The 22318-nt window shown below is 63.1% G+C and carries 24 protein-coding genes; 13 read left to right on the top strand and 11 right to left on the bottom strand.

The genetic code is table 11. The features are described from left to right. Positions 1–253: 253 nt before the first annotated feature. The 7 genes from hisB to coaA are packed head-to-tail and all read left to right on the top strand — an operon-like array spanning position 254 to position 4989. The gene (gene hisB / locus KIO74_RS15410) at positions 254–841 is read left to right on the top strand and encodes an imidazoleglycerol-phosphate dehydratase HisB (protein WP_213332709.1); all 588 of its coding nucleotides are present in this window, start codon (positions 254–256) and stop codon (positions 839–841) included. Between the two features lie 26 nt (positions 842–867). After that, positions 868–1389 (top strand): DUF2628 domain-containing protein, encoded by a 522-nt coding sequence (locus KIO74_RS15415; protein WP_213332710.1) that lies wholly within the window; start codon positions 868–870, stop codon positions 1387–1389. Then, positions 1386–2036 carry an imidazole glycerol phosphate synthase subunit HisH gene (gene hisH / locus KIO74_RS15420; RefSeq protein WP_213332711.1) on the top strand — a complete coding sequence of 217 codons (651 nt, stop codon included), beginning with the start codon at positions 1386–1388 and terminating at the stop codon, positions 2034–2036. The genes KIO74_RS15415 and hisH overlap by 4 nt, the downstream gene beginning before the upstream one ends. Continuing rightward, positions 2033–2788, top strand: a complete 756-nt coding sequence (gene hisA, locus KIO74_RS15425; RefSeq protein WP_213332712.1) for a 1-(5-phosphoribosyl)-5-[(5-phosphoribosylamino)methylideneamino]imidazole-4-carboxamide isomerase — start codon at positions 2033–2035, stop codon at positions 2786–2788. The genes hisH and hisA overlap by 4 nt, the downstream gene beginning before the upstream one ends. A gap of 11 nt (positions 2789–2799) precedes the next feature. Then, a complete protein-coding gene (hisF, locus tag KIO74_RS15430; RefSeq protein ID WP_213332713.1) occupies positions 2800–3606 on the top strand; it encodes an imidazole glycerol phosphate synthase subunit HisF in 807 nt (268 codons plus the stop codon). A gap of 36 nt (positions 3607–3642) precedes the next feature. Beyond that, positions 3643–3990, top strand: coding sequence for a phosphoribosyl-ATP diphosphatase (locus KIO74_RS15435; protein ID WP_213332714.1), 348 nt, complete (start codon positions 3643–3645; stop codon positions 3988–3990). A 24-nt stretch (positions 3991–4014) separates the two neighbouring features. Next, on the top strand, positions 4015–4989 hold the full coding sequence (gene coaA / locus KIO74_RS15440; RefSeq protein ID WP_213332715.1) for a type I pantothenate kinase: 975 nt from the start codon (positions 4015–4017) through the stop codon (positions 4987–4989). A 279-nt stretch (positions 4990–5268) separates the two neighbouring features. Here the strand turns inward: coaA and KIO74_RS15445 are convergent, their stop codons facing one another. The 5 genes from KIO74_RS15445 to KIO74_RS15465 form a co-directional block, all read right to left on the bottom strand. Continuing rightward, complete coding sequence (locus tag KIO74_RS15445; protein WP_213332716.1) at positions 5269–6267, bottom strand: adenosine kinase; 999 nt, start codon at positions 6265–6267, stop codon at positions 5269–5271. Between the two features lie 142 nt (positions 6268–6409). Continuing rightward, positions 6410–6829 (bottom strand): helix-turn-helix domain-containing protein, encoded by a 420-nt coding sequence (locus KIO74_RS15450; RefSeq protein ID WP_213332717.1) that lies wholly within the window; start codon positions 6827–6829, stop codon positions 6410–6412. Then, positions 6826–7476, bottom strand: a complete 651-nt coding sequence (locus KIO74_RS15455) for a Smr/MutS family protein (RefSeq protein ID WP_213332718.1) — start codon at positions 7474–7476, stop codon at positions 6826–6828. Before KIO74_RS15455 ends, KIO74_RS15450 begins: the two co-directional genes overlap by 4 nt. Continuing rightward, positions 7473–8705, bottom strand: a complete 1233-nt coding sequence (gene mltA / locus KIO74_RS15460; protein WP_291979695.1) for a murein transglycosylase A — start codon at positions 8703–8705, stop codon at positions 7473–7475. Before mltA ends, KIO74_RS15455 begins: the two co-directional genes overlap by 4 nt. Positions 8706–8718: 13 nt before the next feature. Beyond that, the gene (locus tag KIO74_RS15465; RefSeq protein ID WP_213332720.1) at positions 8719–9438 is read right to left on the bottom strand and encodes a Tim44/TimA family putative adaptor protein; all 720 of its coding nucleotides are present in this window, start codon (positions 9436–9438) and stop codon (positions 8719–8721) included. Positions 9439–9812: 374 nt separating this feature from the next. Between KIO74_RS15465 and secB the strand changes: the two genes are divergently transcribed. After that, a complete protein-coding gene (secB, locus tag KIO74_RS15470) occupies positions 9813–10301 on the top strand; it encodes a protein-export chaperone SecB (protein WP_213332721.1) in 489 nt (162 codons plus the stop codon). 180 nt (positions 10302–10481) lie between these two features. On the opposite strand, the gene dnaQ is transcribed toward secB, so the two are convergent. From dnaQ to KIO74_RS15495, 5 genes are read right to left on the bottom strand one after another with little or no spacing between them, the layout of a single operon-like run. Next, complete coding sequence (gene dnaQ / locus KIO74_RS15475; RefSeq protein ID WP_213332722.1) at positions 10482–11192, bottom strand: DNA polymerase III subunit epsilon; 711 nt, start codon at positions 11190–11192, stop codon at positions 10482–10484. Between the two features lie 4 nt (positions 11193–11196). Beyond that, positions 11197–11802, bottom strand: a complete 606-nt coding sequence (coaE, locus tag KIO74_RS15480; RefSeq protein ID WP_213332723.1) for a dephospho-CoA kinase — start codon at positions 11800–11802, stop codon at positions 11197–11199. Between the two features lie 5 nt (positions 11803–11807). Then, complete coding sequence (locus tag KIO74_RS15485; protein WP_213332724.1) at positions 11808–12677, bottom strand: shikimate dehydrogenase; 870 nt, start codon at positions 12675–12677, stop codon at positions 11808–11810. Between the two features lie 13 nt (positions 12678–12690). Further along, positions 12691–13311 (bottom strand): Maf family protein, encoded by a 621-nt coding sequence (locus KIO74_RS15490; RefSeq protein ID WP_213332725.1) that lies wholly within the window; start codon positions 13309–13311, stop codon positions 12691–12693. Then, positions 13308–14138, bottom strand: coding sequence for a pyruvate, water dikinase regulatory protein (locus tag KIO74_RS15495; protein WP_213332726.1), 831 nt, complete (start codon positions 14136–14138; stop codon positions 13308–13310). Before KIO74_RS15495 ends, KIO74_RS15490 begins: the two co-directional genes overlap by 4 nt. A gap of 439 nt (positions 14139–14577) precedes the next feature. Here KIO74_RS15495 and hemE point away from each other — a divergent pair, with 439 nt between their 5' ends. The 4 genes from hemE (at position 14578) to KIO74_RS15515 (ending at position 18719) form a co-directional block, all read left to right on the top strand. Next, the gene (gene hemE / locus KIO74_RS15500) at positions 14578–15630 is read left to right on the top strand and encodes a uroporphyrinogen decarboxylase (protein WP_213335437.1); all 1053 of its coding nucleotides are present in this window, start codon (positions 14578–14580) and stop codon (positions 15628–15630) included. A gap of 4 nt (positions 15631–15634) precedes the next feature. Continuing rightward, a complete protein-coding gene (gene hemJ / locus KIO74_RS15505; protein ID WP_213332727.1) occupies positions 15635–16057 on the top strand; it encodes a protoporphyrinogen oxidase HemJ in 423 nt (140 codons plus the stop codon). A 214-nt stretch (positions 16058–16271) separates the two neighbouring features. Continuing rightward, the gene (gene rho, locus KIO74_RS15510; protein WP_213332728.1) at positions 16272–17537 is read left to right on the top strand and encodes a transcription termination factor Rho; all 1266 of its coding nucleotides are present in this window, start codon (positions 16272–16274) and stop codon (positions 17535–17537) included. A 246-nt stretch (positions 17538–17783) separates the two neighbouring features. Further along, positions 17784–18719 (top strand): DUF4214 domain-containing protein, encoded by a 936-nt coding sequence (locus tag KIO74_RS15515; RefSeq protein WP_213332729.1) that lies wholly within the window; start codon positions 17784–17786, stop codon positions 18717–18719. 114 nt (positions 18720–18833) lie between these two features. Here the strand turns inward: KIO74_RS15515 and KIO74_RS15520 are convergent, their stop codons facing one another. Then, positions 18834–20831 (bottom strand): thioredoxin domain-containing protein, encoded by a 1998-nt coding sequence (locus tag KIO74_RS15520; RefSeq protein WP_213332730.1) that lies wholly within the window; start codon positions 20829–20831, stop codon positions 18834–18836. A gap of 106 nt (positions 20832–20937) precedes the next feature. Between KIO74_RS15520 and mnmE the strand changes: the two genes are divergently transcribed. Then, complete coding sequence (gene mnmE, locus KIO74_RS15525; RefSeq protein ID WP_213332731.1) at positions 20938–22269, top strand: tRNA uridine-5-carboxymethylaminomethyl(34) synthesis GTPase MnmE; 1332 nt, start codon at positions 20938–20940, stop codon at positions 22267–22269. Positions 22270–22318: the final 49 nt, after the last annotated feature.

Consider the following 22318-nt stretch of genomic DNA (forward strand, 5'->3'; position numbering starts at 1 on the left):
AATGCGAACGGGAATAGGCGACAATCGATAGGACCGTCGCCGGTTTCATGTAAGCCCATTTTCGCCAAGATCCAGAGTTTCACGTCGCGAGCGCGCACGGGCCCAAGCAAAGCTCCCGGGGGCGTGAGGCCTGAGACGGGAGAACCTGGGGAGTCCTAACCTTAAGCGATGGTGGCGCGGCGCCTCGCGTCTTGCTAGAAGCAGCCGGACTGCCGAGAGACGACCAACAGGCAGGCGCCGAAGGAGACAAGTCATGCGGGCCGCGACCGTGAAACGCCGCACCAGCGAGACCGACGTTGCCGTCGAGGTTGCTCTCGATGGGTCGGGCAAGGCTGACATTGCGACGGGCGTTGGATTTTTCGACCACATGCTCGAACTCTTCGCGCGCCACGCCTTGTTCGACATGAAGGTCAAGGTCACAGGCGACCTGCATGTGGACCAGCATCATACGGTCGAGGATGTCGGCATAGCGCTCGGCGAAGCCGTGCTCAAGGCGCTTGGCGAAAAGCGTGGCATCCAGCGTTATGCGAGTGTCGACCTGCCTATGGACGAGACGCTGAGCCGGGTTGTCGTCGATATTTCCGGCCGGCCCTTTCTCGTCTTCCGGACCACCTTCCCCACCGAGAAAGTCGGCCAGTTCGACACCGAGCTCGTGCGCGAATGGTTCCAGGCTTTCGCGGTCAATGCGCGCCTCACGCTCCACGTCGAGACTTTCTATGGCGACAACGCTCACCATATTGCAGAGAGCTGCTTCAAGGGATTGGCCCGCGCCTTGCGTGCCGCTGTCTCCGTGGACGCACGCGAAGGCGAGCGTATCCCTTCGACGAAGGGCGCACTTTAGGGCGGTTCAGTGCGGGAGTTTGGGTGATGGCGGTGTACACGCTGCATGTCCCGGCCGAGGACATGCCGGGCGATCCGGCGGCGCTGGGGGATGCCGTTCTTCTAAAGGACGGCTTCGCCTGGGGCGCGTTTATTTTCCAGGTTTTCTGGTGCCTCTATCACCGGCTGTGGCTGGTGGCGCTGGCGCTGGCGGTCGTCACATTGGGCGTCAGCGCCGGCCTGCAATGGTTTGGCCTGCCGTCTTTCGCCGTGACGGTGATCTCCCTGCTCATCGCCGCGTTCTTCGCCTTGGAAGCCAACGGGCTCCGGCGACGGAAGCTGGAGCGACACGGTTTCCGCCCGGCGGGCGTCGTCGTCGCGGACAGCTATTCGGATGCGGAGGCACGCGCGTTCTCGGCCTGGCTCGACACACGCGAGCCTGGGATCGTTCCCCCTGGACGGACCACGCCGACGAGCGTTTACGACCAGCCCCGGCATAAGGTCGCCGCTGGAGCCGCGGGAACGCATCCGGTGCTCGGCCTTTTTCCTGACCAGGAGGGTCCACGATGACCACGGCCATTGTCGACTACGGCTCGGGCAACCTGCACTCCGCTCACAAAGCGTTCGAGCGGGCGGCGCGCGAGGCCGGGCTTGAGCAGGCGATCACCGTGACGTCGGACCCGGACGTCGTCCTCGGCGCCGACCGAATCGTCTTGCCCGGCGTTGGGGCCTTCGCGGATTGCCGGCGCGGACTTGACGCGGTGCCAGGCATGGTCGAAGCGCTCGAGACGGCTGTGCGCCGTCGTGGTGCACCTTTTTTAGGCATTTGCGTCGGCATGCAACTCCTGGCGACGCGCGGCCTCGAATACGAGACGACCGCGGGCCTGGACTGGATCGGTGGCGACGTCGCCCAGATCGAGCCGTCGGACACTCATCTGAAAATCCCGCATATGGGCTGGAACACGCTCGGCACGACCCGCGGCCACGCCTTGCTCGAGGGCATCGAGACCGGGCCGGAGGGCCTGCACGCCTATTTCGTCCATTCCTACGCGCTGAAGCCGCGCGATCCGTCCGATCTGGTGGCGGAAACGGACTACGGCGGCGCGATCACCGCCATCGTCGCCCGTGACAATGTCGCGGGCACCCAGTTTCATCCTGAGAAGAGCCAGGAGCTCGGTCTCTCTCTCATCGCCAATTTCCTGAGGTGGCGGCCATGATTTTGTTTCCCGCCATTGACCTGAAAGAAGGTCGTTGCGTGCGTCTCGTCCAGGGTGACATGGACCAGGCCACGGTGTTCAACGATGATCCGGCCGCGCAGGCCGAGACCTTCGCCGCCCAGGGCTTCTCCTGGCTCCATGTGGTGGATCTCGACGGCGCGTTCGCCGGCCGGCCGATGAACGCGGAGGCCGTGGAGGGAATCATCGCGCGGAGCTCGATGCCCCTGCAGCTCGGCGGCGGCATCCGTGACATGAAGACTGTCGATGGCTGGATCGAGCGTGGCATCTCGCGCGTCGTCATCGGAACCGCCGCGGTGCGCGACCCCCAGTTCGTGCGCGAGGCCGCCCGCGTCCATCCCGGCCGGATTGCGGTCGGCATCGACGCCCGCGACGGTCGTGTCGCGGTGGAGGGCTGGGCGCGCCTGTCGGAAATGACGGCCGAGGAGCTTGCCCAGCGCTTCGAGGATGCCGGTGTCGCGGCGATCATCTACACGGACATCGCCCGCGACGGCATCCTCAAGGGCCTCAATATCGAGGCGACGCTGCGGCTCGCCAAGGCCGTGTCGATCCCCGTCATCGCCTCCGGCGGCCTCGCTTCCATCGATGACGTGAAACGGCTGCTCGAGCCCGATTGCGCCATCCTCGAAGGGGCGATCACCGGCCGCGCGCTCTATGACGGGCGGCTGGATCCCGCCGAGGCTATGGCCTTGATCAAGGCCGCCGGGCGTATCCCCACGCCTTTGGCGTCGTAAGGGGTGACTTCATGCTGAAGGTCCGCCTTATTCCTTGCCTGGACGTCAAGGATGGCCGCGTCGTCAAGGGCGTCAAATTCGTCGACCTGCGCGACGCGGGCGATCCAGTCGAGGCCGCGATTGCCTATGACGCGGCCGGGGCCGATGAATTGTGCTTCCTCGACATCACGGCCAGTCACGAGGATCGCGGCACGCTGCTCGATGTGGTGCAACGCACCGCCGAGGCCTGCTTCATGCCGCTGACAGTCGGCGGCGGCGTGCGCAGCGTCGACGATATCCGCACGCTTCTGCTTGCCGGCGCCGACAAGGTGTCGATTATGACGGCGGCGGTGAAGAACCGGCAGTTCGTCCGCGAGGCGGCGGAAAAATTCGGCGACCAGTGCATCGTCGTCGCCATCGATGCGAAGAAGACCTCCCTGCCCGGCTCACCCGACCGCTGGGAAATATTCACCCACGGCGGCCGCAATCCGACGGGCCTCGACGCGGTGGCCTATGCCGCGGAAGTGGCGAGCCTCGGCGCCGGCGAACTGCTCGTGACGTCCATGGATCGCGACGGCACCCACGCCGGCTATGATCTCGCCCTGATGCGGGCCATCGCCGACGCGGTCACCATCCCGGTGATCGCCTCCGGCGGCGTCGGCAATCTCGACCACCTCGTCGACGGGGTGCGCGAAGGCCATGCCAGCGCCGTGCTGGCCGCCTCAATTTTCCATTTCGGCGACTATAGTATAAGTGAAGCCAAGGCTTATATGGCCGATGCCGGCTTGGCGATGCGTTTGGATCCCCCAAGGAGTGGTCCCCACCATCGGGCGGGCTGACTTCGACCGTCGCTTTTGGGTTTGGACGCAAGGCCAATGACTGACGCCGATACAGACGTGCCGACCAACGCCTTTACGCTCGCCGACCTGGCGAAGATCGTCGCGACGCGAGCCCAAGCGGGGCCTGATCAGTCCTACACGGCCAAGCTGATGGCGAGCCGCCCCGAGGGGCCGGCCAAAAAACTGGGTGAGGAGGCGGTCGAAGTCGTGATCGCCGCCATGGCGGGCGACCGGCAGGCCCTGACCTATGAGGCAGCAGACCTCATCTATCATCTGCTCGTCGTGCTCGAAGCGGGCGATGTGCGGATCGCCGATGTTCTAGCCGAGCTGCAGCGTCGCACCGCCCTATCCGGGCTTGCAGAGAAAGCCCAGCGCAAGCGCTGACCCCTCGACGACTGGAATCCGTCCATGGATGATCGCGTCACCCCATTTCCTGATCTTGAGGCCGAGCTGTCGCCATACCGGGTCTTCCGGCGGGCGGAATGGGCGGCCTTGCGCGCCGATACGCCTCTGACATTGACCGCGGATGAGGTCCTGCGCCTGCAGTCCCTCAACGACATCATTTCGTTGTCGGAGGTGTCGGAGATCTACCTCCCCCTGTCGCGCCTGCTCTCGCTCTATGTGGCGGCGACCCAGGGGCTGTTCCGCGCCACACAGCGCTTTCTGCTCGCCGACGAACAGAGCAAGGTGCCCTATATCATCGGCGTCGCCGGCTCGGTCGCGGCGGGCAAGTCCACCACCGCCCGCGTGCTGCAGGCCCTGCTCGCGCGCTGGCCGAACACGCCGAAGGTGGATCTCATCACCACCGACGGCTTTCTCCTGCCCAATGCCGAGCTCCAGCGGCTCGGCCTGATGCAGCGCAAGGGCTTCCCCGAGAGCTACGACACCCAGGCCCTTCTGCGCTTCCTGACGGATATCAAGGCCGGCAAGCGGCAGGTCGAGGCGCCGGTCTATTCACATCTCGTGTACGACTTCGTGCCTGGCGAGACGACCGTTGTCGACCGCCCCGACATTCTCATCGTCGAGGGGTTGAATGTGCTGCAGCCCGCGCGCCTTCCCCGCGACGGCAAGGCCATCCCGTTCGTGTCCGACTTCTTTGATTTTTCGATCTATGTGGACGCGGAAGAGCAGCACCTGCACGACTGGTATGTGAGCCGCTTCATGCGCCTGCGCGAAACGGCCTTCCGCGATCCGAAATCCTACTTCGCGAAATACGCCGTCGTCTCGCGAGAGGAGGCCCTGACAACCGCTGAAAGCCTCTGGATGGGGATCAACCTGCCGAACCTGCGCGAGAACATCCTGCCGACCCGGCGGCGCGCCAGCCTCATCCTGAAAAAAGGTGACAGTCACCGCATCGAGGAAGTCGCACTGCGGCGGTTATGAGCGCACTCGTCCGGCGTGCGGGCATGCTGAGTTTGGATGGAACCCCGCCGTCATTCCGGGGCCTCGCCTCAGCGAGGAGCCCGGAATCCATGAGCACAAGTCCTGACAAGAAGACGCGTCGGACCATGCCCTCCTGGTCGACCGTCGTATTCATGGATTCCGGGCTCGGGCCTTTCGTCCTCCCCCGGAATGACACGGTAGTTCCGTAATTAGTCAACATGCCTTGGGGCCGGGCCGACCATGCCAAGAGCGCCCTGAATACCTAGGGTCCGCGGCTCTTCAGACAGGCAGGCCGTTGTCCAGTGCGCGCTGCTTGAGTTCCTGCTCCGGCCGGGCGCCGACATGCTGGATCACCTCGCTTGCCGCGAGCGCGCCATGATGGGCGCAGGTGCGCAGGTCGAAGTTGCGCGCGAGGCCGAACAGGAAGCCCGCGGCGAACTGGTCACCGGCGCCCGTGGTGTCGACGAGCGTCTCGATCGGCACGGCCGGGACAGCGAGCGTCTCCTCGCGGGTCACCACGACGACACCCTTCTCGGAGCGCGTGACGACGCCAAGCAGGTTTTCCTCGCGCAGATAGGCGAGCGCCGTGTCGAAATCGGCAGTTTGATAGAGGCTGGCGAGCTCCGATTCGTTGGCAAAAAGGATGTCGACCGCCCCGGTGCGCATCAAGCCACGGAATTCCTCCCGGTAGCGATCGACGCAGAATGAATCCGAGAGGGTTAGCGCGACCTTGCGGCCAGCCGCGTGCGCAATGCGCCCCGCCTTAACGAAGGCCTCCTTCGCTGGCGGCGGGTCCCACAGGTAGCCTTCGAGATAGACAATCGCTGCGGCGGAGACGGTGTCCTCGTCGATGTCTGCCGGTGCCAGATCCTGGCTTGCGCCGAGATAGGTGTTCATCGTGCGCTCGCCATCCGGCGTCACGAGGATGAAGCAACGCGCCGTGGCGGGACCATCGGCGGCGGGCATCGTCTCGAAATTAATGCCGAGGGCCCGGATATCGTGGGAGAACAATCCGCCAAGCTCATCGCCCTTGACCTTGCCGATGAAGGCGGCGGATGCGCCGAGCGAGGCAAGGCCGGCCACGGTGTTGGAGGCGGACCCGCCGGATATGATGGTGGCGGGGCCCATGGCCTGATAAAGCGCTTCGGCGCGCGCTTCGTCGATGAGCGTCATCCCGCCCTTGCGCAGATTGTGGGTGAGGAGGAAGTCCTCATCCGTACGAGCAATGACATCGACGATCGCATTGCCAATGCCCAGCACGTCATAGCGGCGCGTCATCCATTTCCCTTTCGAGCCTGGAGAAAGCCCGCTGCTGCGGACTGGCTCCACTTAAACAAGCGGCGAGCACATGTGCCCTCTGGCCGCGCACTAAGCATCGCCCCGCGTGAGGGGTCAAGCGCGACCACGTGGATCCAACGGCTCACTCGGAGGCAGGTGTATCGGGGGCAGATTTCTCTGAGCTTTGCGTGGCAGGGCCCGCATCCTCGTCTCGCTCTCCCAGGATAAGGAGCAGCCGCCGGACCTGCACTGGCGGCAGGGCTCCGATGTCCCTTGCCAGTCGATTGGCGAGAAGCGTTGCCTCCGGGCTGAGGCCCGCGGTGTCGATCACGATGCGGGGATGGGAGAGTTCGGCGAGCCTGAGGAGTTCGTCCGCCTCGTCCCAGATGATGTTGAAATACTGCAGGATGGACTGCATCAACGCCCAGGTCGGCCGGCCGCGCCGGCCATGCTCCAGTGCCGAAAGATAAGCGCTGGAGACGTCGAGAGCGTCCGCCATATCCTTCAGGGTGACGCCGCGCTCCCGCCGCAGCTCTCGAATGCGCGCACCGAAGGGGGTCACGGCCGCGTCTCCCGGCTTCGGCGCAGGCGCACATAAAGCGCGCCCGTGCCGCCGTGATGCCGACCGGCCTCCCCGTAACCCAGAACGACCGATCGCAATTCCGGTGAGGCCAGCCACTGCGGAACCAGCCGGCGCAGGACGCCGCGCTCACCGAACATCAGGTCATCACCGACCTCGCCACCTCCCTTGCCGGTGACAACCACGACGACGCGCTTCTGCTCACGCTGAGCCCTGCGGACAAAGCCGATCAGCGCCGCGTGCGCTTCCATCTGCCGCATGCCGTGGAGATCGAGCACAGCCTCGATGGCCTCCGTTCCGCGCCGAAGCGCGAGCCGCTGCCGCCGTTCCAGCGGCGCGAGCGGCGGGATCTTTGGGGCTGGGACTTTGGGAGCGGCAGGCTTCTGTGGCGCGGTCTTGGCAGTTGTCTTCTTGCCTCCGCTCTTGGCTCCGAGTTTATCCGCAAGCTGCTGCGTGGCCTTCACGATGTCTTTTGATTCGGCCCCGGATTGATCGCCAGCGTCAGCGGGGGCCTCGTCGGGCGGTATGGCCGGTATGGCCCGTCCCGGCAGGGGTTTCACGCTTTTCACCACATGGTGCCAAAGCGTTATCTCTTCCTTGTCGAGCGTCCGGCCGCGCCGGCGTCTCATCGCCCCGCTCCACCGGGCCGCCGGGTCGTTTCGCGCGGCAGCAGAACAACAAACCGGCCTGGATGGCGGATCAACCCCGCCTTGTCCCCGGCGGCGGGGCCGCTTCCAAAGAAGATGTCGCCCCGCGCCGGCCCCAGTATGGCCGAGCCCGTATCCTGCGCGATCATCAACTTACGGAACTTTGCCGTGCTTTCATCCGGACGCGGCAGCTCCGCGTCGATCCAGAACGGCAGGCCGTAAGACCAGAGGTTGCGATCGATCGCGAGACTGCGCCCGGGTACGAGCTGGACGGATGACCCGCCGAGCGGTCCTCGTCTGGGATCGAGCTCGTCCGCGACACGGAAGAAAATATAGGAGCGGTTCTGCCGCATCAGCCGTCGGCCGGCATCCGGATTCGCCTTGAGCCAGGCGACCAGTTTGGGCGTATTGAGCTCCGCAGGTGGCAGCCCCGTCTCGAGGGCGACCATGCGACCGAGCGAACTATAGGGCTGTCCATTGCGGGCGGCGTAGGCGAGCCGGATGATGCTGCCATCATCGATTCGCACCCGAACCGACCCTTGCACATGGGCGAGAAAGGCGTCGATTGGGTCAAGATACGCCAGTGGCCGCGCCTTCGCGCCAAGCGCGCCATCCTCGATTGCCGCCCGGTCCGGATATGGCTCGAGACCCGACGCCGTTCGCCGCGCGGCCGTGAGCGCGGCATGCGGCTCCGGCAGACGCTCGCCGTCGGCGAGGGTGACGAGGTCGTCGGGGCGGGCGAGAAGAGGCGCCGAGAAGATCGCGTCGGGGGCCAGCCGCCCGCGATACTCCGGCTCGAAATAGCCAGTGAGGAAGCCGTGGCCCTGCGACGGCACGACCTGGAAAGCCGCGAAATTATGTTCGAAGAAACGGCGCGCTGCCGCCTGGGTTTTCGGAGGGTGCTTCAGCGCGCGCCGGCAGATGCCGACCAGCCCCCGCGACGAAGGGGTGATCCATCGCTGTTCGCCCGTACCCTTGCGGATCGCCTCGCAAGATCGCAGGAATGTCTTGAAGGCGGCTCTGTGATCGTCCGCGCGCCAGCCACCCAGATCGTGAAAGGCCACCGGCTCAAGGCGGGCGCCGGCCACCTCCCGAGGCGTCGCCGAAAAGGCAGGCAGCAACCCCGCGCATGCCAGGAACCCGGCCGCCGCGAGGGCGGTGAGAGAACGCCTCGCAATCCTGATCCGCTCGGACCCGATGCCACGCCGCACGGCACCGGACCCGTTACTGCGCCGCTTCGGTCGCGACCAGCTGCCAGTTCGGATCGCGGCCACCCAGGGTGCGCGCGAAGGTCCAGACATCCGTGACCGTGACGACCGTCTCAGCGCTGCCGTCGACGACGGTGCCCGCGGCATCCCGCGTGGCCGTGATGAGCTTCGAGGTGAAGCGCACCGTTGCCTGCGCCAGCTTGCCCTTGAGGTCCACTGCGAGAAGGTCGGCGCCGTCGATCGAGACAAACGTGGTCTCGATCTTCTCGCCACGCTTTTCGCGTTCGCCGATTTCCCGATCGAACCCTTCAAAAACCTCCTTCGAGAGAAGGCCCTTGAGGCTCTTGCGGTCGCCCTGGGCGAAAGCCATCACGATCATCTCGTAGGCCATCTTGGCGCCGCTGAGGAATTCCTGCGGATTGAAGCTCGGCTCAGCCCGGACAACGGCATCGAGGCCCGCCGCCAGCGGCGTCCCTGCCTCCGCGATGCCTTTCCAGCGATTGGGGTTTGCCTCGGCGCCCGAGCCGGTGTCATTGGCCGCGCCGGGCAGGCGCACCACATTGTCACCGTTCGAACTCCCGTTCGCGGGCTTCATCGGCGGATCGCGGCGCGCGAAAGGATCCTGCGGGGGGCGCTCATTGCCCGTCCGCTGGCCAAGCACCGAGCGGAGGCGCCAGATCACGAACACCGCGAGCGCGAGGAAGACTATAGTCGTTACGTCGAAACCGTCTTGCATGGCTATCAGTCGTCTCGTGCTCGTACCCCGGCGTCAAGTCCCACGGTTCGATTCATAGCCACAAAGACCATCCCTGTCCGATACCGCTTGATAGATATGGGGCCTTGCGCTCGTAACATCCACCGTTGCGGCAAACAAGAGATGGGTGCCTCACAAGGGCGCGGGATTGGGATTATCGTGCCTTGTCGGTGACCAGCTTTCCATGCTAGCCCCCAGCGACTGGAGCTGGGAATGCAGCAAGGCTTCGGTGGTCCATTCAGAACGGCCCGGTTCCGACAGGGATCCGTCGCCGGTCGACGAGTCCCGGTCCGGGGAGCGCGGATGCCTTCCGGAACCTTAGTTTCCATCATCCGTATATCCGGAGAAGTTTTTCCATGAGCGACATCTCAACCAACGGCACCGGCGCCCCGGCCGATACCACGCCCTCGCTGAACGCGCTCGCGCAATATATCAAGGACTTGTCCTTCGAGAACCCGAATGCCCCGCGCTCGCTGACGCCGCAGCAGCAGGGTCCGGAAATCTCGATCCAGGTCAATGTTGGCGCCAACCAGCTCGCCGAAACCGATTTCGAGGTCGACCTCACCCTCGAGGGCAAGGCCACCATCGGCAATGACGTTCTGTTCGTCTTTGAGCTCGTCTATGGCGGCGTGTTCCGCCTGCGCAACATCCCGCAGGAGCACCTGCATCCGACCGTCATGATCGAATGCCCGCGCCTGCTTTTCCCGTTTGCCCGGCAGATCGTGGCGGACAGCGTGCGCAACGGCGGTTTTCCACCCCTGTTCATCGACCCGATCGATTTCGCAGCGCTCTATCGCCAGAAGCTTTCGGAAGTGCAGCCGCAGCAGCCGGCCGCGCAGGCCTGATAACGGCCTCGGGCTCTCAAACCCGTTTGCAGCGCACCGGGCCGCCGGAAGTTATCCCTCCCCCCTTGGGGGCCCCAAGGCGCTCCCTTGGGGGGAGGTTGGCCTCGCGCCAACGAGGGCGGGGCGGGGTGCCCAGGTCAGAAGATCGATACTCCCGCCGGGCATTAAAATCACTTCTCCTCAAGCGTCCGAGATCACGCCATAGCGCGTCCAGATCGCTGCCTCGCCCAAGCCAGTCACAAAGTTGCGATGAGCCTCGCGTTCGGCGTCGCTGAGGCGCGACGGAAGCGGCTCCGGCCGCTGCATGGCTCTTAACGCTCCCTCGGCGATCGTGACGGCGGCACGTGCCGCACCGGCGACGGCGAGCCCCAGATCCGTCTGCCGGCCGCCGATAAGCTCCAGATAAACATCCGCCAGAATTTCAGAATCGAGCAGGGCGCCGTGCTTCGTGCGACGCGAGTTGTCGATGCCATAACGCGAACACAACGCATCGAGGCTGTTTTGCCCACCAGGATGCTTGCGGCGCGCAAGCATCAGTGTGTCGATGACATTGGCCGCTTCGATGCGCGGGAAGCCCAGCCGGGTGAGTTCAGAATCCAGAAAACCGACGTCGAAGGACGCGTTGTGAATCACGAGATGCGCGTCTGCGATGAATGCGACGAACTCCGCGGCCACGTCCTGAAACAGTGGCTTGTCGGACAGAAACTCGTTGGACAGTCCGTGCACGTCAAAGGCGGCCGGAGCGACCGGATATTGCGGATTGATGTATTTGTGAAAAGTACGGCCCGTTGGCAGATGGTTGATGAGCTCGACGGCGCCGATCTCGACAATCCGGTCCCCGGTGAGATGATCAAGGCCGGTCGTTTCCGTGTCGAGTACGATTTCACGCATCAAATCAGTCCCGTCGCTCGCTTGTCCGCGCCATGATGTTAGCAATGATCACGTCGATCTGAGCTTCCGCCTCCGCCAATCCGCGCCCGGTGTCCACAATGAAATCCGCCCGTCGCCGTTTCTCGGCGTCGGGAAGTTGTTTCACGTGAATCATCGCGAATCGTTCCGGCGTCATGCCCGGGCGCGCCAGAACCCGCTCACGCTGGATTTCGGGCGATGCGGTCACCACCAGAACCGCGTCGCAGTCCTTCTCCGCGCCCGTCTCATAGAGAAGCGGAATATCGAAGACCATCAGCGCCGCACCAGACCGCCGCGCCTCTTCCAGAAGGGCGTCCCTGTCCGCCCGGACGAGCGGGTGAATGATCTTTTCCAGTCTGGCCATACGCTCAGGATGGCCGATGACTTGAGCACCGAGCTTTGCCCGGTCAACCGCGCCGTCGGTCGTGGTGCCCGGAAAAGCCTCCTCGACCAGGGGCGCCGCCGCACCCCGATATAAGCGGTGAACCGCCTCGTCGGAATCATGTACGGGTATTCCCCGTGCCCTGAACATCGCGGCCGTGGTGGACTTGCCCATGCCGATCGAGCCGGTGAGGCCAAGGATAAAGGTCATACCGCTCACGCCGCCGGATAGTGCCGCAGAACGTCGGCCTCGATATGATCCCGCAGCCTCGGCGTTACGCGGGGCAATATCCCGAACCAGCGCTCAAAACCTGGAACCGCCTGATGCAGAAGCATGCCAAGCCCATCTACACCGAGAATGCCGCGCGTCCGTGCCTGGGCCAAGAGCTCGGTCTCGAGGGGAACATAGACGATATCATTGACGACGGCGTTGACCGACAACCCTGAAAGGTCGATCGCGAGCCGGTCCTGGCCGAACATGCCGAGCGAGGTGGCATTCACGAGAAGCCTGATCTGCGGCAGAAGCTTTCCGATATCCTGCCAGGGCGTCACTTCCACTTGGCCGTTGGATGAACCTTTGAACCGCTCCGCCAGAGCTTCCGCCCGGCCGGAGCTGCGATTGGCGATCACCACGCGTTGGACGCCCCGGGTCAGCAAAGCATAGACCACAGCCTTGGCGGCACCACCGGCGCCCAGAACCAATGCGACCTCCGTGCGGGCATCCCAGCCCGGCGCGCCTTCGTCCAAATTGCCGAGAAAACCCGCGACGTCGGTATTGTCGCCGCAGAGCTCACCTTCCTCGTTCAACCAGAGCGTGTTGGCCGCACCGAGAGCCACGGCGGTATCACTGAGATGAACGATGTGAGGGACGACCGCTTCCTTGTGTGGAACCGTGACATTCGCCCCGACGTATCCTCGCTCCGTCAGGTTCGTCACAAAGGCGGCCACATCGTCTGGCGCCACATCCACCTTCTCATAGGCACCGGCCAACCCATGCTCCAGGAGCCAGTGGCCATGAATAAGCGGCGAGCGGGAATGACCGATGGGATGGCCGATAACACAGGCCTTGGGCAGAGTAGCTGACATCGGTCGGTTCCTATCAAGCGAGCACGGCTTCGCGGCGCAACGCCGGAAGGATCGAGAGCAGGGGCAGACCGAGAATGGTGAAATGATCCCCGGTGATCGCCGTGAACAGGTGGACACCCAGCCCCTCGAGCTGATAGCCACCCACGCTGCGAGTCACTGCTTCCCCTGCGGCTGCGAGATAGCGCGAGACGAATGCCGCGTCCATGGCGCGCATGGTGAGCGCGGCACTTGATACGGTCTTGAAGACGATCTCTCCATCCCGCGCCAGCGCCGCTGCGGCATGGAGATGATGCGTGCGTCCGGCGAGATCCATCAACTGGCGATGCGCGGCCTCCCTGTCGCCGGGCTTGGAGAAGGATGTCCCCTCACAATCCAGCGTCTGGTCTCCTCCAAGCACGAGCCGCCCCGGATGGCGTTGGCTGACCGCAAGCGCTTTGGCGCAGGCAAGGCTCAAGGCCACATCTCGTGGCGAGGCGCCGGCCGCCTTGAGTGGCGCCTCGATAGCGCGTTCATCGACCGCCGGATCCTCCGTTTCCACGGGAATTCCCGCCGCATCGACGAGAGCGCGCCGTGTCGCGCTGGTTGATGCCAGGATCAGCGGCGCGGGCGAGAGCCAGAGGTTCGACGCTATCATAGGGCAATGAACTTCAAACGATGATCGCGGTGCAGCTCGATGATCGTCGCCGCCGTCTCCTCGATGGAGCGGCGTGTGACATCGATCACCGGCCAGTTGTTTCGGGAACACAGGCGGCGCGACTGGGCTATTTCCTCCGCTACCATATCGCGATCCACATAGGCGGAATCTTCGTCCGCGCGGAGGCTGAGCAGGCGGTTGCGGCGGATTTCCACAATACGCTCGGCTGTCGCGATCAGCCCGACGATCAAGGGCTTGCGTGCCTCCATCACCTGCGGCGGTACGGGGACGCCCGGCACGAGGGGGATGTTGGCTGTCTTGATACCGCGATTCGCCAGATAAATGCTGGTCGGGGTTTTTGACGTTCGGCTGACGCCGAGCAGCACTACGTCCGCCGCATCGACATCATCCGCCATCTGCCCATCGTCATGCATAAGCGTGAAATTCATCGCCTCGATGCGCCGGAAATAATCGGCATTCAGCGTATGCTGGGCGCCTGGGCGCGCCTGCGATGCCATGCCCAGATAGGACTCGAACAGCCGCTGGACGGGATCGAGGACGTGGAGGCAGGGAGAACTCGCCGCCGCGCAGGCCGCTTCCAACATCGCAGCGAGATCCGGCTCCACCAGGGTGTAAAGGACGATACCCGGAGCGACATCGATCTCCGCGATGACCCGCTCCAGCTGCGCCTTGGATCGCACCAAGGGATAGACATGCTCGATCGCCGAGATCCCCTCGTATTGGGCGGCTGCGGCACGGCTGACCGCGATGAGGGTCTCACCGGTCGAATCGGATACGAGATGAATATGGAAGTAGCTGCGACTCAAGGGTTTTTCCCGATCTTCCTGCGCCGGACGAAGCGGACGGCCGCCACGCCAGGCCATCTGACAGCCAAGTGGATGAAGCGTTGACGGCTGTGGAGAACTCCAGCCCGCACCAAGGACCGCCGCCACACTGTGGCTTGAGTAGCCCGAGCGATCAACAGCGAGCTTCCTATGGACGGATTCCACCGGGGTTGGATCCCGTCAACGGGGATAGTCCCGACTCAATCACGCCGCAATCGTTAACAAACGATGAAGATTAACGGTTTGTTAAGATATGCGGCGGCTCTTCCGCCCGTTCATCCATCCCCCACCCTGGCGAGCAATCTGGGGACGGCTTGTGGACGGCCTTGGCGCATGTGTCATGCCCTGACCAGTAGAAACAACAGAATCTAGACTCTAAAATAAGATTAGATTTGAAGAGAGAGATGGTGTGACCAGCGTCCTGCAAGCCTCCCAAAGCCAGCACTCCCCTATCCTCCGGACGCTCTCCGGGGAAACGATGACCCCTCCTCCTCTCTGGATGATGCGCCAGGCCGGGCGTTATCTCCCGGAATATCGCGCTCTGCGCGCGGAAGCCGGATCGTTTCTCGACCTCTGCTACACCCCCAGCCTCGCCACCGAGGTCACTCTTCAGCCCATCCGTCGGTTCGGCTTCGACGCCGCCATCCTGTTCAGTGATATCCTGGTCGTGCCGCACGCGCTCGGGCAGGATCTGTGGTTCGTCGAGGGCGAGGGACCACGGCTCAAGCCGGTCGCGACGACGAAGGACCTTGCGGCGCTGCGCGAAGACCTCGATCCTGAGAAGGTTGGAGCGGTCCTTGAGACCGTCTCACGGGTGAGAGCCGCATTGCCGCGCGAGACGGCCCTGCTTGGTTTCTGTGGGGCACCGTGGACGGTCGCGACCTATATGGTTGCCGGCAGAGGGACGCCAGACCAGGCGCCGGCGCTTGATCTCGCCGCGCGGGATCCCGTGCTCTTCAGGGCGATCATCGACCGCCTGGTCGCGCAGTCGACGCGTTATCTGGTTAGCCAGCTCCAGGCGGGCGCGGACGCGGTCCAGATCTTCGACAGTTGGGCCGGCGCGCTCATCAGTGACGAAGCGCTCTACCGCCGGTGGTGCCTGGAGCCGATCGCGCGGATCGTCGACGGCGTCCGCGCCGAGGTTCCCGGGGCGCGGATCATTGGCTTTCCGAAGGGCAGCGGACCTTTCTATCCGCTTTTTGCTGGCGAGAGCGGGGTCGATGCGGTGGGATTGGACCAGGGTCTGGGATTGGACCAGGCTCGCGCCGTTCAGGCTATTCGGCCGGTGCAGGGCAACCTCAGCCCAGAAGTTCTTCTGTCAGGCGGCACAGCGCTTGACCGGGCTATCGATTTGATCCTGGAGGCGCTCGGCGGGCGTCCCCATATCTTCAACCTTGGCCATGGCATTCTGCCGCAGACCCCGATTCCGCATGTTGAAAGGCTCGTCAAGCGGGTGCGCGGCGGGTTAGGTTGATCCCATGTATGAATGGATCAAAGCCTTCCACGTCATCTCCGTTATCGCCTGGATGGCGGGCATGCTCTATTTGCCCCGTCTCTTTGTCTACCACGCGGAGGCGCCCGTGGGTTCCGACCGCTCCGAGACCTTCAAGGTCATGGAGCGGCGCCTTTTGAAGGCGATCATCAATCCCGCCATGATCGCGACGTGGATTTCCGGCCTCTACATAGCCTATAGCGGGGGCTGGTTCTCATCCGGCTGGCTTCACGGGAAGCTGCTTCTGGTTGTTCTTTTGTCTGGCATTCACGGTTTTTTTGCTGGCGAACAGCGCAGGCTCGCGGGCGACATTCGCAAGCATAAGGCGCGATTCTATCGTATTGTGAACGAGATACCGACCCTTCTGATGATCGGGATTGTGATACTGGTTGTCGTCAAACCTTTTTGAAGCCTTGACGGTGGGGCTTGAGAGCCACTTCAAAAACGGATATGGAATTCCCATCCTTCCTTGAAACAGGTTGGCGGATGCCGTGGGTTTCTACCACGCGACGCCTCTTCCGGTAGCTTGTTATTCCTAGCCGCTGCCCTTCTGCCTGTTAGTTCCCCTTCTTACCGTGGCCAGCCTTCCCCAGGCATGCCCCTTACATTTTGAGAGAGTCTCCATGCGGGAGATCAAGCTTCAGGACCTCAAGTCCAAGACGCCAACCGAGCTTTTGACTTCAGCCGAGGAGCTCGAGGTCGAAAACGCCAGCATCATGCGCAAACAGGAATTGATGTTTGCGATTTTGAAGCAGCTGGCTGCGCGTGAAATCGAAATCATCGGCGAAGGCGTCGTCGAGGTCCTTCAGGACGGATTCGGATTTCTCCGGTCGTCCGATTCCAACTACCTGCCGGGGCCGGACGATATCTACATTTCGCCCTCGCAAATCCGCCGTTTCGGCCTTCGCACCGGTGACACGGTCGAGGGCCCTATCCGTGGTCCGAAGGAAGGCGAGCGCTATTTCGCGCTGCTCAAGGTCAACACGATCAATTTCGAGGATCCGGAGAAGATCCGGCACAAGGTTCACTTCGACAACCTGACGCCGCTCTATCCCGACGAGAGGTTGCGTCTCGAGCTCGAGGATCCGACCAAGAAGGACTACTCGGCCCGGATCATCGACATTGTCTCGCCGATCGGCAAAGGCCAGCGCGCCCTCATCGTGGCGCCGCCGCGTACCGGCAAGACGGTCCTTCTGCAGAATATCGCCCAGTCGATCACCACGAATCATCCCGAGTGCTACCTCATCGTCCTGCTCATCGACGAGCGGCCTGAGGAAGTCACCGACATGCAGCGCTCGGTGAAGGGCGAGGTGATTTCCTCCACCTTCGACGAGCCGGCCGCACGCCACGTGCAGGTGGCCGAGATGGTCATCGAGAAGGCGAAGCGCCTGGTCGAGCATGGCCGTGACGTGGTCATCCTGCTCGATTCCATCACCCGACTCGGTCGCGCCTACAACACGGTCGTGCCGTCTTCAGGCAAGGTGTTGACCGGCGGTGTGGATGCGAACGCCTTGCAGCGGCCGAAGCGCTTTTTCGGTGCGGCTCGCAATATCGAGGAAGGCGGTTCGCTGACCATTATCGCGACCGCGCTGATCGATACCGGCAGCCGCATGGACGAAGTGATCTTCGAGGAGTTCAAGGGCACGGGTAACTCGGAAATCATTCTCGACCGCAAGGTTTCCGACAAGCGCGTCTTCCCGGCGCTGGACATTACCCGTTCCGGCACGCGCAAGGAGGAACTGCTTACGCCGGCGGACATCCTCAAGAAGACCTATGTGCTCCGGCGGATTCTCAATCCGATGGGTACGGTCGATGCCATCGAGTTCCTGCTCGACAAGCTGCGGCAGACCAAGTCCAACGGCGAATTCTTCGATTCGATGAATACCTGAGGATCGAAAGGCTGCCGGGGATCAAGGCCGCCGCTTCGATCGGTTGCCCCCGACCCCTCCATTCAAAAAAACCGCCGGGGTTTTGCTCCGGCGGTTTTTTGTGCCCTGTGCGCTGCCGATCCCACGCTCCGGCCGGCAGCACAAACCCTCTGGCGGAAAGCCGGCTCGACACTTGCGAACTTGCCACGGGGGACCTCGGTCTATCCCGGAACGGGGCAAAGGCGCAGTCAAAGCGGGAATTCTGGCATGGTTATCAATTTGACACCGACAAGTGGTGTTTCGTTTCGGGACTACCTGACGTTGGGGAGTTCCTATTCCGTCGCCTACGGGTATGGCGGCAACGATACGATCGAGAGCACCGCACGGGGGGGTTTCAATCTCGCCATGGGCGGCAAGGGCGAGGACGGCTATATCGTAAGCGGTGACATGATCATCTCGGATAGTGGCGGAGATGATTATGTGACGATGCGGGGCATCTCGTGGTCGTCATCGACGAGCCACATCGCGACGATCGATAATCGCCATCTCGTTCTCTGGGATACCGCCAGTGATACGTCGGTCATCGTTCTCGACTGGCTTGATCCGGGCCGACAGGTCGAGCTCTACCATTTCAATGACGTCAGTCTGAGCTGGGGCGAAATCGCCTATTACCTGCCCGAAAAAGGAAGCTACATCGGTGACATTCCCTGGGAAGGATTGGGTGGCCTCGGTCTCAGTGGTTTCCTGTCCAATGATGCCAACGACACCATCAATTTCCATCGCGAGCAGGAAGTCTTCGGTTCCAACAAGGCGGATGCCGAAGGCGTCGGACGTCTTTATGAGGCTGGCCTCGGCCGCAAGGCCGATATTGCGGGCCTCAACTTCTGGTATGACCTGCAGGCGAGCGGCGTCCCGGAGACGGACATCGCGGGCTCGCTTCTGAAAAGCGCCGAATTCACGAAGGCCTACGGAAACGCGTACACCATGACCAACGCTGATTTGGTCGAGGTGATGTATGAGAACGTACTTGGCCGGGCCAGTGACAGCGCCGGGGCAGCTTTCTGGATCAGCCAGCTGCAGAACGGATTCAGTCGCGAGAACCTTCTTATCGCTTTCGCCGATAGTCCCGAGAACGTGAGCCAGAGCGACTATCTGCACTCGCTCGCCTGGAACGCGTCTACCAGTGATTGGTACTTTGCCTGAGGATTTCGCACCGCGCGACTCTCTCGCTGACCGCGTGTCGCGCGGCCGTTGAGCCGGGAAGCCGGCTCCTCCTCACCACCCCGCGACTGCAAATTGCCGCGGGGTTTTTGCAAACTAGTCCGTCTTATCCGAAGATGGGCTTAGCAATTCTACCAGTACGACTGGATCGCTGATCGGTAGGGAACAGGCCTGCCCCCGGCATATGAAGGCACTTCCCCGCCCAGCTCTCTCGGATTGCGCCCTCACCGGGTGCCCAGCGGCAAGGGCATGGACATCTCGCAACTCCATGATTGTCCGATTCGGATATGGAACGGACCTGGCCGCCGCGAGCAGCGCCTCTCTTTCGGATCCCGCGACGACGATAGCCGCGCCATGGATATGAAAATCCAGGCCGTTCAGGATCGACGCGTGATTTAAGGGTGCTACCTTGGCATGGCCAGCGAGCATCGACAGTTCCTCGCCGGCGCCTTCGAAAGGTGCGAGTGCCGCCAGTCTGGCCAAGGCTTCCGCGTACAGGCCGTTGGCATTCGGCGTCGCTTCATCCATCGTCGGTCGTGGGCGCACGACAAGATCATCAGCGCTGTCGGCAACCAGGAAGAGCAAACCCGATTCGTCAGCGTAACGATCTTTTAACGCTGTTCGCCAACGCACGGCATCGTCCAGATAGTGCGGGCCTCCCGTCGCCTCATAAAGCGTTAGAGCCGCCAGCATCAATGCGGCGTGATCGGTGGCGAAACCGGGGAAAAGCAGACGGCCATCCCGCCAGCTATGGCCCAGAAGACCGTCCCGCACCATCGATTCGTTTATGAAACGATACGCGCCCTGGGCGGTTTCTATCCAGTCCGGGCGGTCGAGAAGTAATCCCGCGCGGACGAGCCCGACGATCACCAATCCGTTCCAGTCGGCGAGGATCTTGTCGTCCCGAGCGGGCTGCGGACGTCGGCTTCGATAGTCCAGAACACGCTCCCTGAGACCTTCCAGCTTGGTCATCTGTCGGGGGTCAGGGACAAAGTCGTTCTGGCGGTTGAGGATGGTATGGCCTTCCCAATTGCCTCCGGGCGTCACGCCGTAGACGGCCTTGAACAGGGCGGCGTCTGACCCCAGGATCGCATCGATTTCGGGTTCGGTCCAAACATAGGCCTTGCCTTCCTCTCCCTCCGAATCCGCATCGAGGCTTGCCGCGAAGGCACCGCCTGGCATGCGCATCTCACGCTCAAGCCAGCTGACGATGCCCTCGGCCGCCTCCTTGAAGACGGTATGACCCGTCTGGGAGGCTGCTAGGGCGAAGAGAGGCAGCAGCTGGGCATTGTCGTAGAGCATCTTCTCGAAATGCGGCACGAGCCATCGATCATCGACAGAGTAGCGCGCGAAGCCGCCGCCGAGGTGATCATGGATGCCCCCGCGAGCCATCTGTTCCAGCGAGAACTGAAACAAGGCTTCCGCTTCCGCATCGCCTTGCGCTTGAGACCAGCGCCACAGGAATTCGAGAAGCATGGGGTTGGGAAACTTCGGGGCGCCTTTCAAGCCGCCGCTGACCGGATCGAAAGCGCGCTTGAGTGCCGACCCCACCTCTCCGAGCCACTGCCCACCAAAGGAGGCGTCGGGGCTCGCGGCGACCGTCGCGCGCAAATTCTGCAACAGGGCATTCCGGTTATGGGCGATCCGTACCGGCTCCTCCCGGACAAGCCGGGCTACCTCTTTGAGAACGGACACAAACGCGGGGCGCCCGAACTGGGCTGTCTTTGGGAAGTAGGTCCCGCCCCAGAATGGCTCAGCCTCGGGCGTTAGGAACATGGTGAGCGGCCAGCCCCCCTGTTCTCCCAACATGTGAAGGGCCTGCATATAGATCTGGTCGACGTCCGGACGCTCCTCGCGATCCACCTTGATATTGACGAAGAGTTCGTTCATCACGGCGGCGGTCGCCGCGTCTTCGAAGCTCTCGTGCGCCATGACGTGGCACCAGTGGCAAGCCGCGTATCCGACCGACAGCAGAATCGGCTTGCCCAGACGCCTCGCTTCGGCAAGCGCTTGCGATCCCCAAGGCCACCAATCGACGGGGTTGTCACTATGCTGCAGGAGATAGGGACTTGTCTGGTCACCCAGGCGGTTCATATCAACGCTCCGTCCTCACTCGGTGTCATTGTCGCATGATTTGCCGATCAAACTAGGCCTCGCCGTCGTAATCCTGAAGGGCTGACTTCGTTCCGTGATGACCAATATGGCTCCGACCCATCATGAAAACGCCGGGGGGCGGGAAACGATCGTTGCGCTCGCGACCGGGCAGGTTCGTTCCGCCGTGGCGATCCTGCGCTTGTCGGGCCCCGGAAGCCGATTCGCTCTCGAAACGATCGCCGGTGGCTGCCCAGATCCCCGCCGGGCTTCCCTTCGCTCGCTGCGCGCGCCAGGGACCGGCGAGGTTCTCGATCACGCGCTTGTCTTCTGGTTCCCAGGGCCCGCGAGTTTCAGCGGCGAAGACATGGCGGAGTTTCACCTCCACGGCGGTACGGCGGTCATCAAGGCCGTCATGGCAGCCCTGCTGGACATACCGCGTTGTCGGCTCGCCGAGCCGGGCGAGTTCTCGCGCCGCGCCTTTCTCGCCGGGCGTCTCGATCTGAGCGAGGCGGAGGGCATCGCGGATCTTGTGGACGCGGAGACTGAGTTGCAGCGTCGGCAGGCCTTGCGTCAAATGGACGGTGCCCTTTCCGCCGTCACAATGGGCTGGCGGGACCGGTTAGCGGACTGCCTGGCCGAGGTCGAGGCTGAACTTGATTTCTCGGACGAAGGGGATGTGCCCGACAATTTGGTTGACGGGGTAGGGCCACGTGTGGCGCAGGTTCGTGCAGAGATCGCCGCGGCGATCTCGGATGGCCGTCGGGGCGAACGGCTGCGTGAGGGCTTCACCGTGGTCATCGCGGGCGCACCGAACGCCGGCAAGTCCACGTTGTTCAATCGTCTGCTTCAGAGAGAGGCGGCGATCGTTACCCCTGTTCCGGGTACGACCAGGGATGTATTGGAAGCAGCGCTCGATATCGATGGGCTGCCCGTAATGCTCGTCGACACGGCTGGGCTCCGCTCAACCGAGGACCTGATTGAGACGGAGGGGATTCGACGGGCCCTCGTCCGCGCCGAGCGGGCTGACCTGGTGCTTGCGCTCGAGGCCCTCGATTCGCCCCCGCAACCATCCGAATGGCAAGCGCCTACGTTACGGGTATGGACGAAACGTGATCTGCGGGAAGCGCCGGTCGGCTTTGATGGCCTTGCGATTTCATCGACAAGAGATCAAGGGATCGCACAGTTGTTGCACGTGATCGCTGATCGTGCGCGCGAGGCGCTGGGAAACGGCTCAGCGCTTGTGACCCGTGAACGCCATCGTAATGCGCTCACAGCCGCGCTCTCGGCTCTCGAAAGAGGTTTGGAGCCCGCCAAACCACCCGAGCTTTTCGCGGAAGACTTGCGGCTTGCTCTACGCGGCCTTGGTCGCGTAACAGGGCATGTCGGGGTGGAGGAGATTCTCGACCGAGTCTTTTCGTCATTCTGCATCGGGAAGTAGGGCACCGCTTCGCGCTGTTTCACGTGAAACGCATTTCGCGTACAAGCGT

This window comes from Chelatococcus sp. HY11, from assembly GCF_018398335.1.
Taxonomy (GTDB): Bacteria; Pseudomonadota; Alphaproteobacteria; order Rhizobiales; family Beijerinckiaceae; genus Chelatococcus.

Bases quoted from the DNA above. Each gene is read 5' to 3' on its own strand.
- mnmE (WP_213332731.1), top strand. From the start codon at position 20,938: ATGGCTCCGACCCATCATGAAAACGCCGGGGGGCGGGAAACGATCGTT.
- KIO74_RS15490 (WP_213332725.1), bottom strand. From the start codon at position 13,311: ATGATAGCGTCGAACCTCTGGCTCTCGCCCGCGCCGCTGATCCTGGCA.
- dnaQ (WP_213332722.1), bottom strand. From the start codon at position 11,192: ATGCGTGAAATCGTACTCGACACGGAAACGACCGGCCTTGATCATCTC.
- KIO74_RS15485 (WP_213332724.1), bottom strand. From the start codon at position 12,677: ATGTCAGCTACTCTGCCCAAGGCCTGTGTTATCGGCCATCCCATCGGT.
- KIO74_RS15455 (WP_213332718.1), bottom strand. From the start codon at position 7,476: ATGAGACGCCGGCGCGGCCGGACGCTCGACAAGGAAGAGATAACGCTT.
- KIO74_RS15465 (WP_213332720.1), bottom strand. From the start codon at position 9,438: ATGCAAGACGGTTTCGACGTAACGACTATAGTCTTCCTCGCGCTCGCG.
- rho (WP_213332728.1), top strand. From the start codon at position 16,272: ATGCGGGAGATCAAGCTTCAGGACCTCAAGTCCAAGACGCCAACCGAG.
- secB (WP_213332721.1), top strand. From the start codon at position 9,813: ATGAGCGACATCTCAACCAACGGCACCGGCGCCCCGGCCGATACCACG.
- KIO74_RS15435 (WP_213332714.1), top strand. From the start codon at position 3,643: ATGACTGACGCCGATACAGACGTGCCGACCAACGCCTTTACGCTCGCC.
- hemJ (WP_213332727.1), top strand. From the start codon at position 15,635: ATGTATGAATGGATCAAAGCCTTCCACGTCATCTCCGTTATCGCCTGG.
- hisF (WP_213332713.1), top strand. From the start codon at position 2,800: ATGCTGAAGGTCCGCCTTATTCCTTGCCTGGACGTCAAGGATGGCCGC.
- KIO74_RS15445 (WP_213332716.1), bottom strand. From the start codon at position 6,267: ATGACGCGCCGCTATGACGTGCTGGGCATTGGCAATGCGATCGTCGAT.
- hisH (WP_213332711.1), top strand. From the start codon at position 1,386: ATGACCACGGCCATTGTCGACTACGGCTCGGGCAACCTGCACTCCGCT.
- KIO74_RS15415 (WP_213332710.1), top strand. From the start codon at position 868: ATGGCGGTGTACACGCTGCATGTCCCGGCCGAGGACATGCCGGGCGAT.
- hisB (WP_213332709.1), top strand. From the start codon at position 254: ATGCGGGCCGCGACCGTGAAACGCCGCACCAGCGAGACCGACGTTGCC.
- hisA (WP_213332712.1), top strand. From the start codon at position 2,033: ATGATTTTGTTTCCCGCCATTGACCTGAAAGAAGGTCGTTGCGTGCGT.
- KIO74_RS15515 (WP_213332729.1), top strand. From the start codon at position 17,784: ATGGTTATCAATTTGACACCGACAAGTGGTGTTTCGTTTCGGGACTAC.
- coaE (WP_213332723.1), bottom strand. From the start codon at position 11,802: ATGACCTTTATCCTTGGCCTCACCGGCTCGATCGGCATGGGCAAGTCC.
- coaA (WP_213332715.1), top strand. From the start codon at position 4,015: ATGGATGATCGCGTCACCCCATTTCCTGATCTTGAGGCCGAGCTGTCG.
- KIO74_RS15520 (WP_213332730.1), bottom strand. From the start codon at position 20,831: ATGAACCGCCTGGGTGACCAGACAAGTCCCTATCTCCTGCAGCATAGT.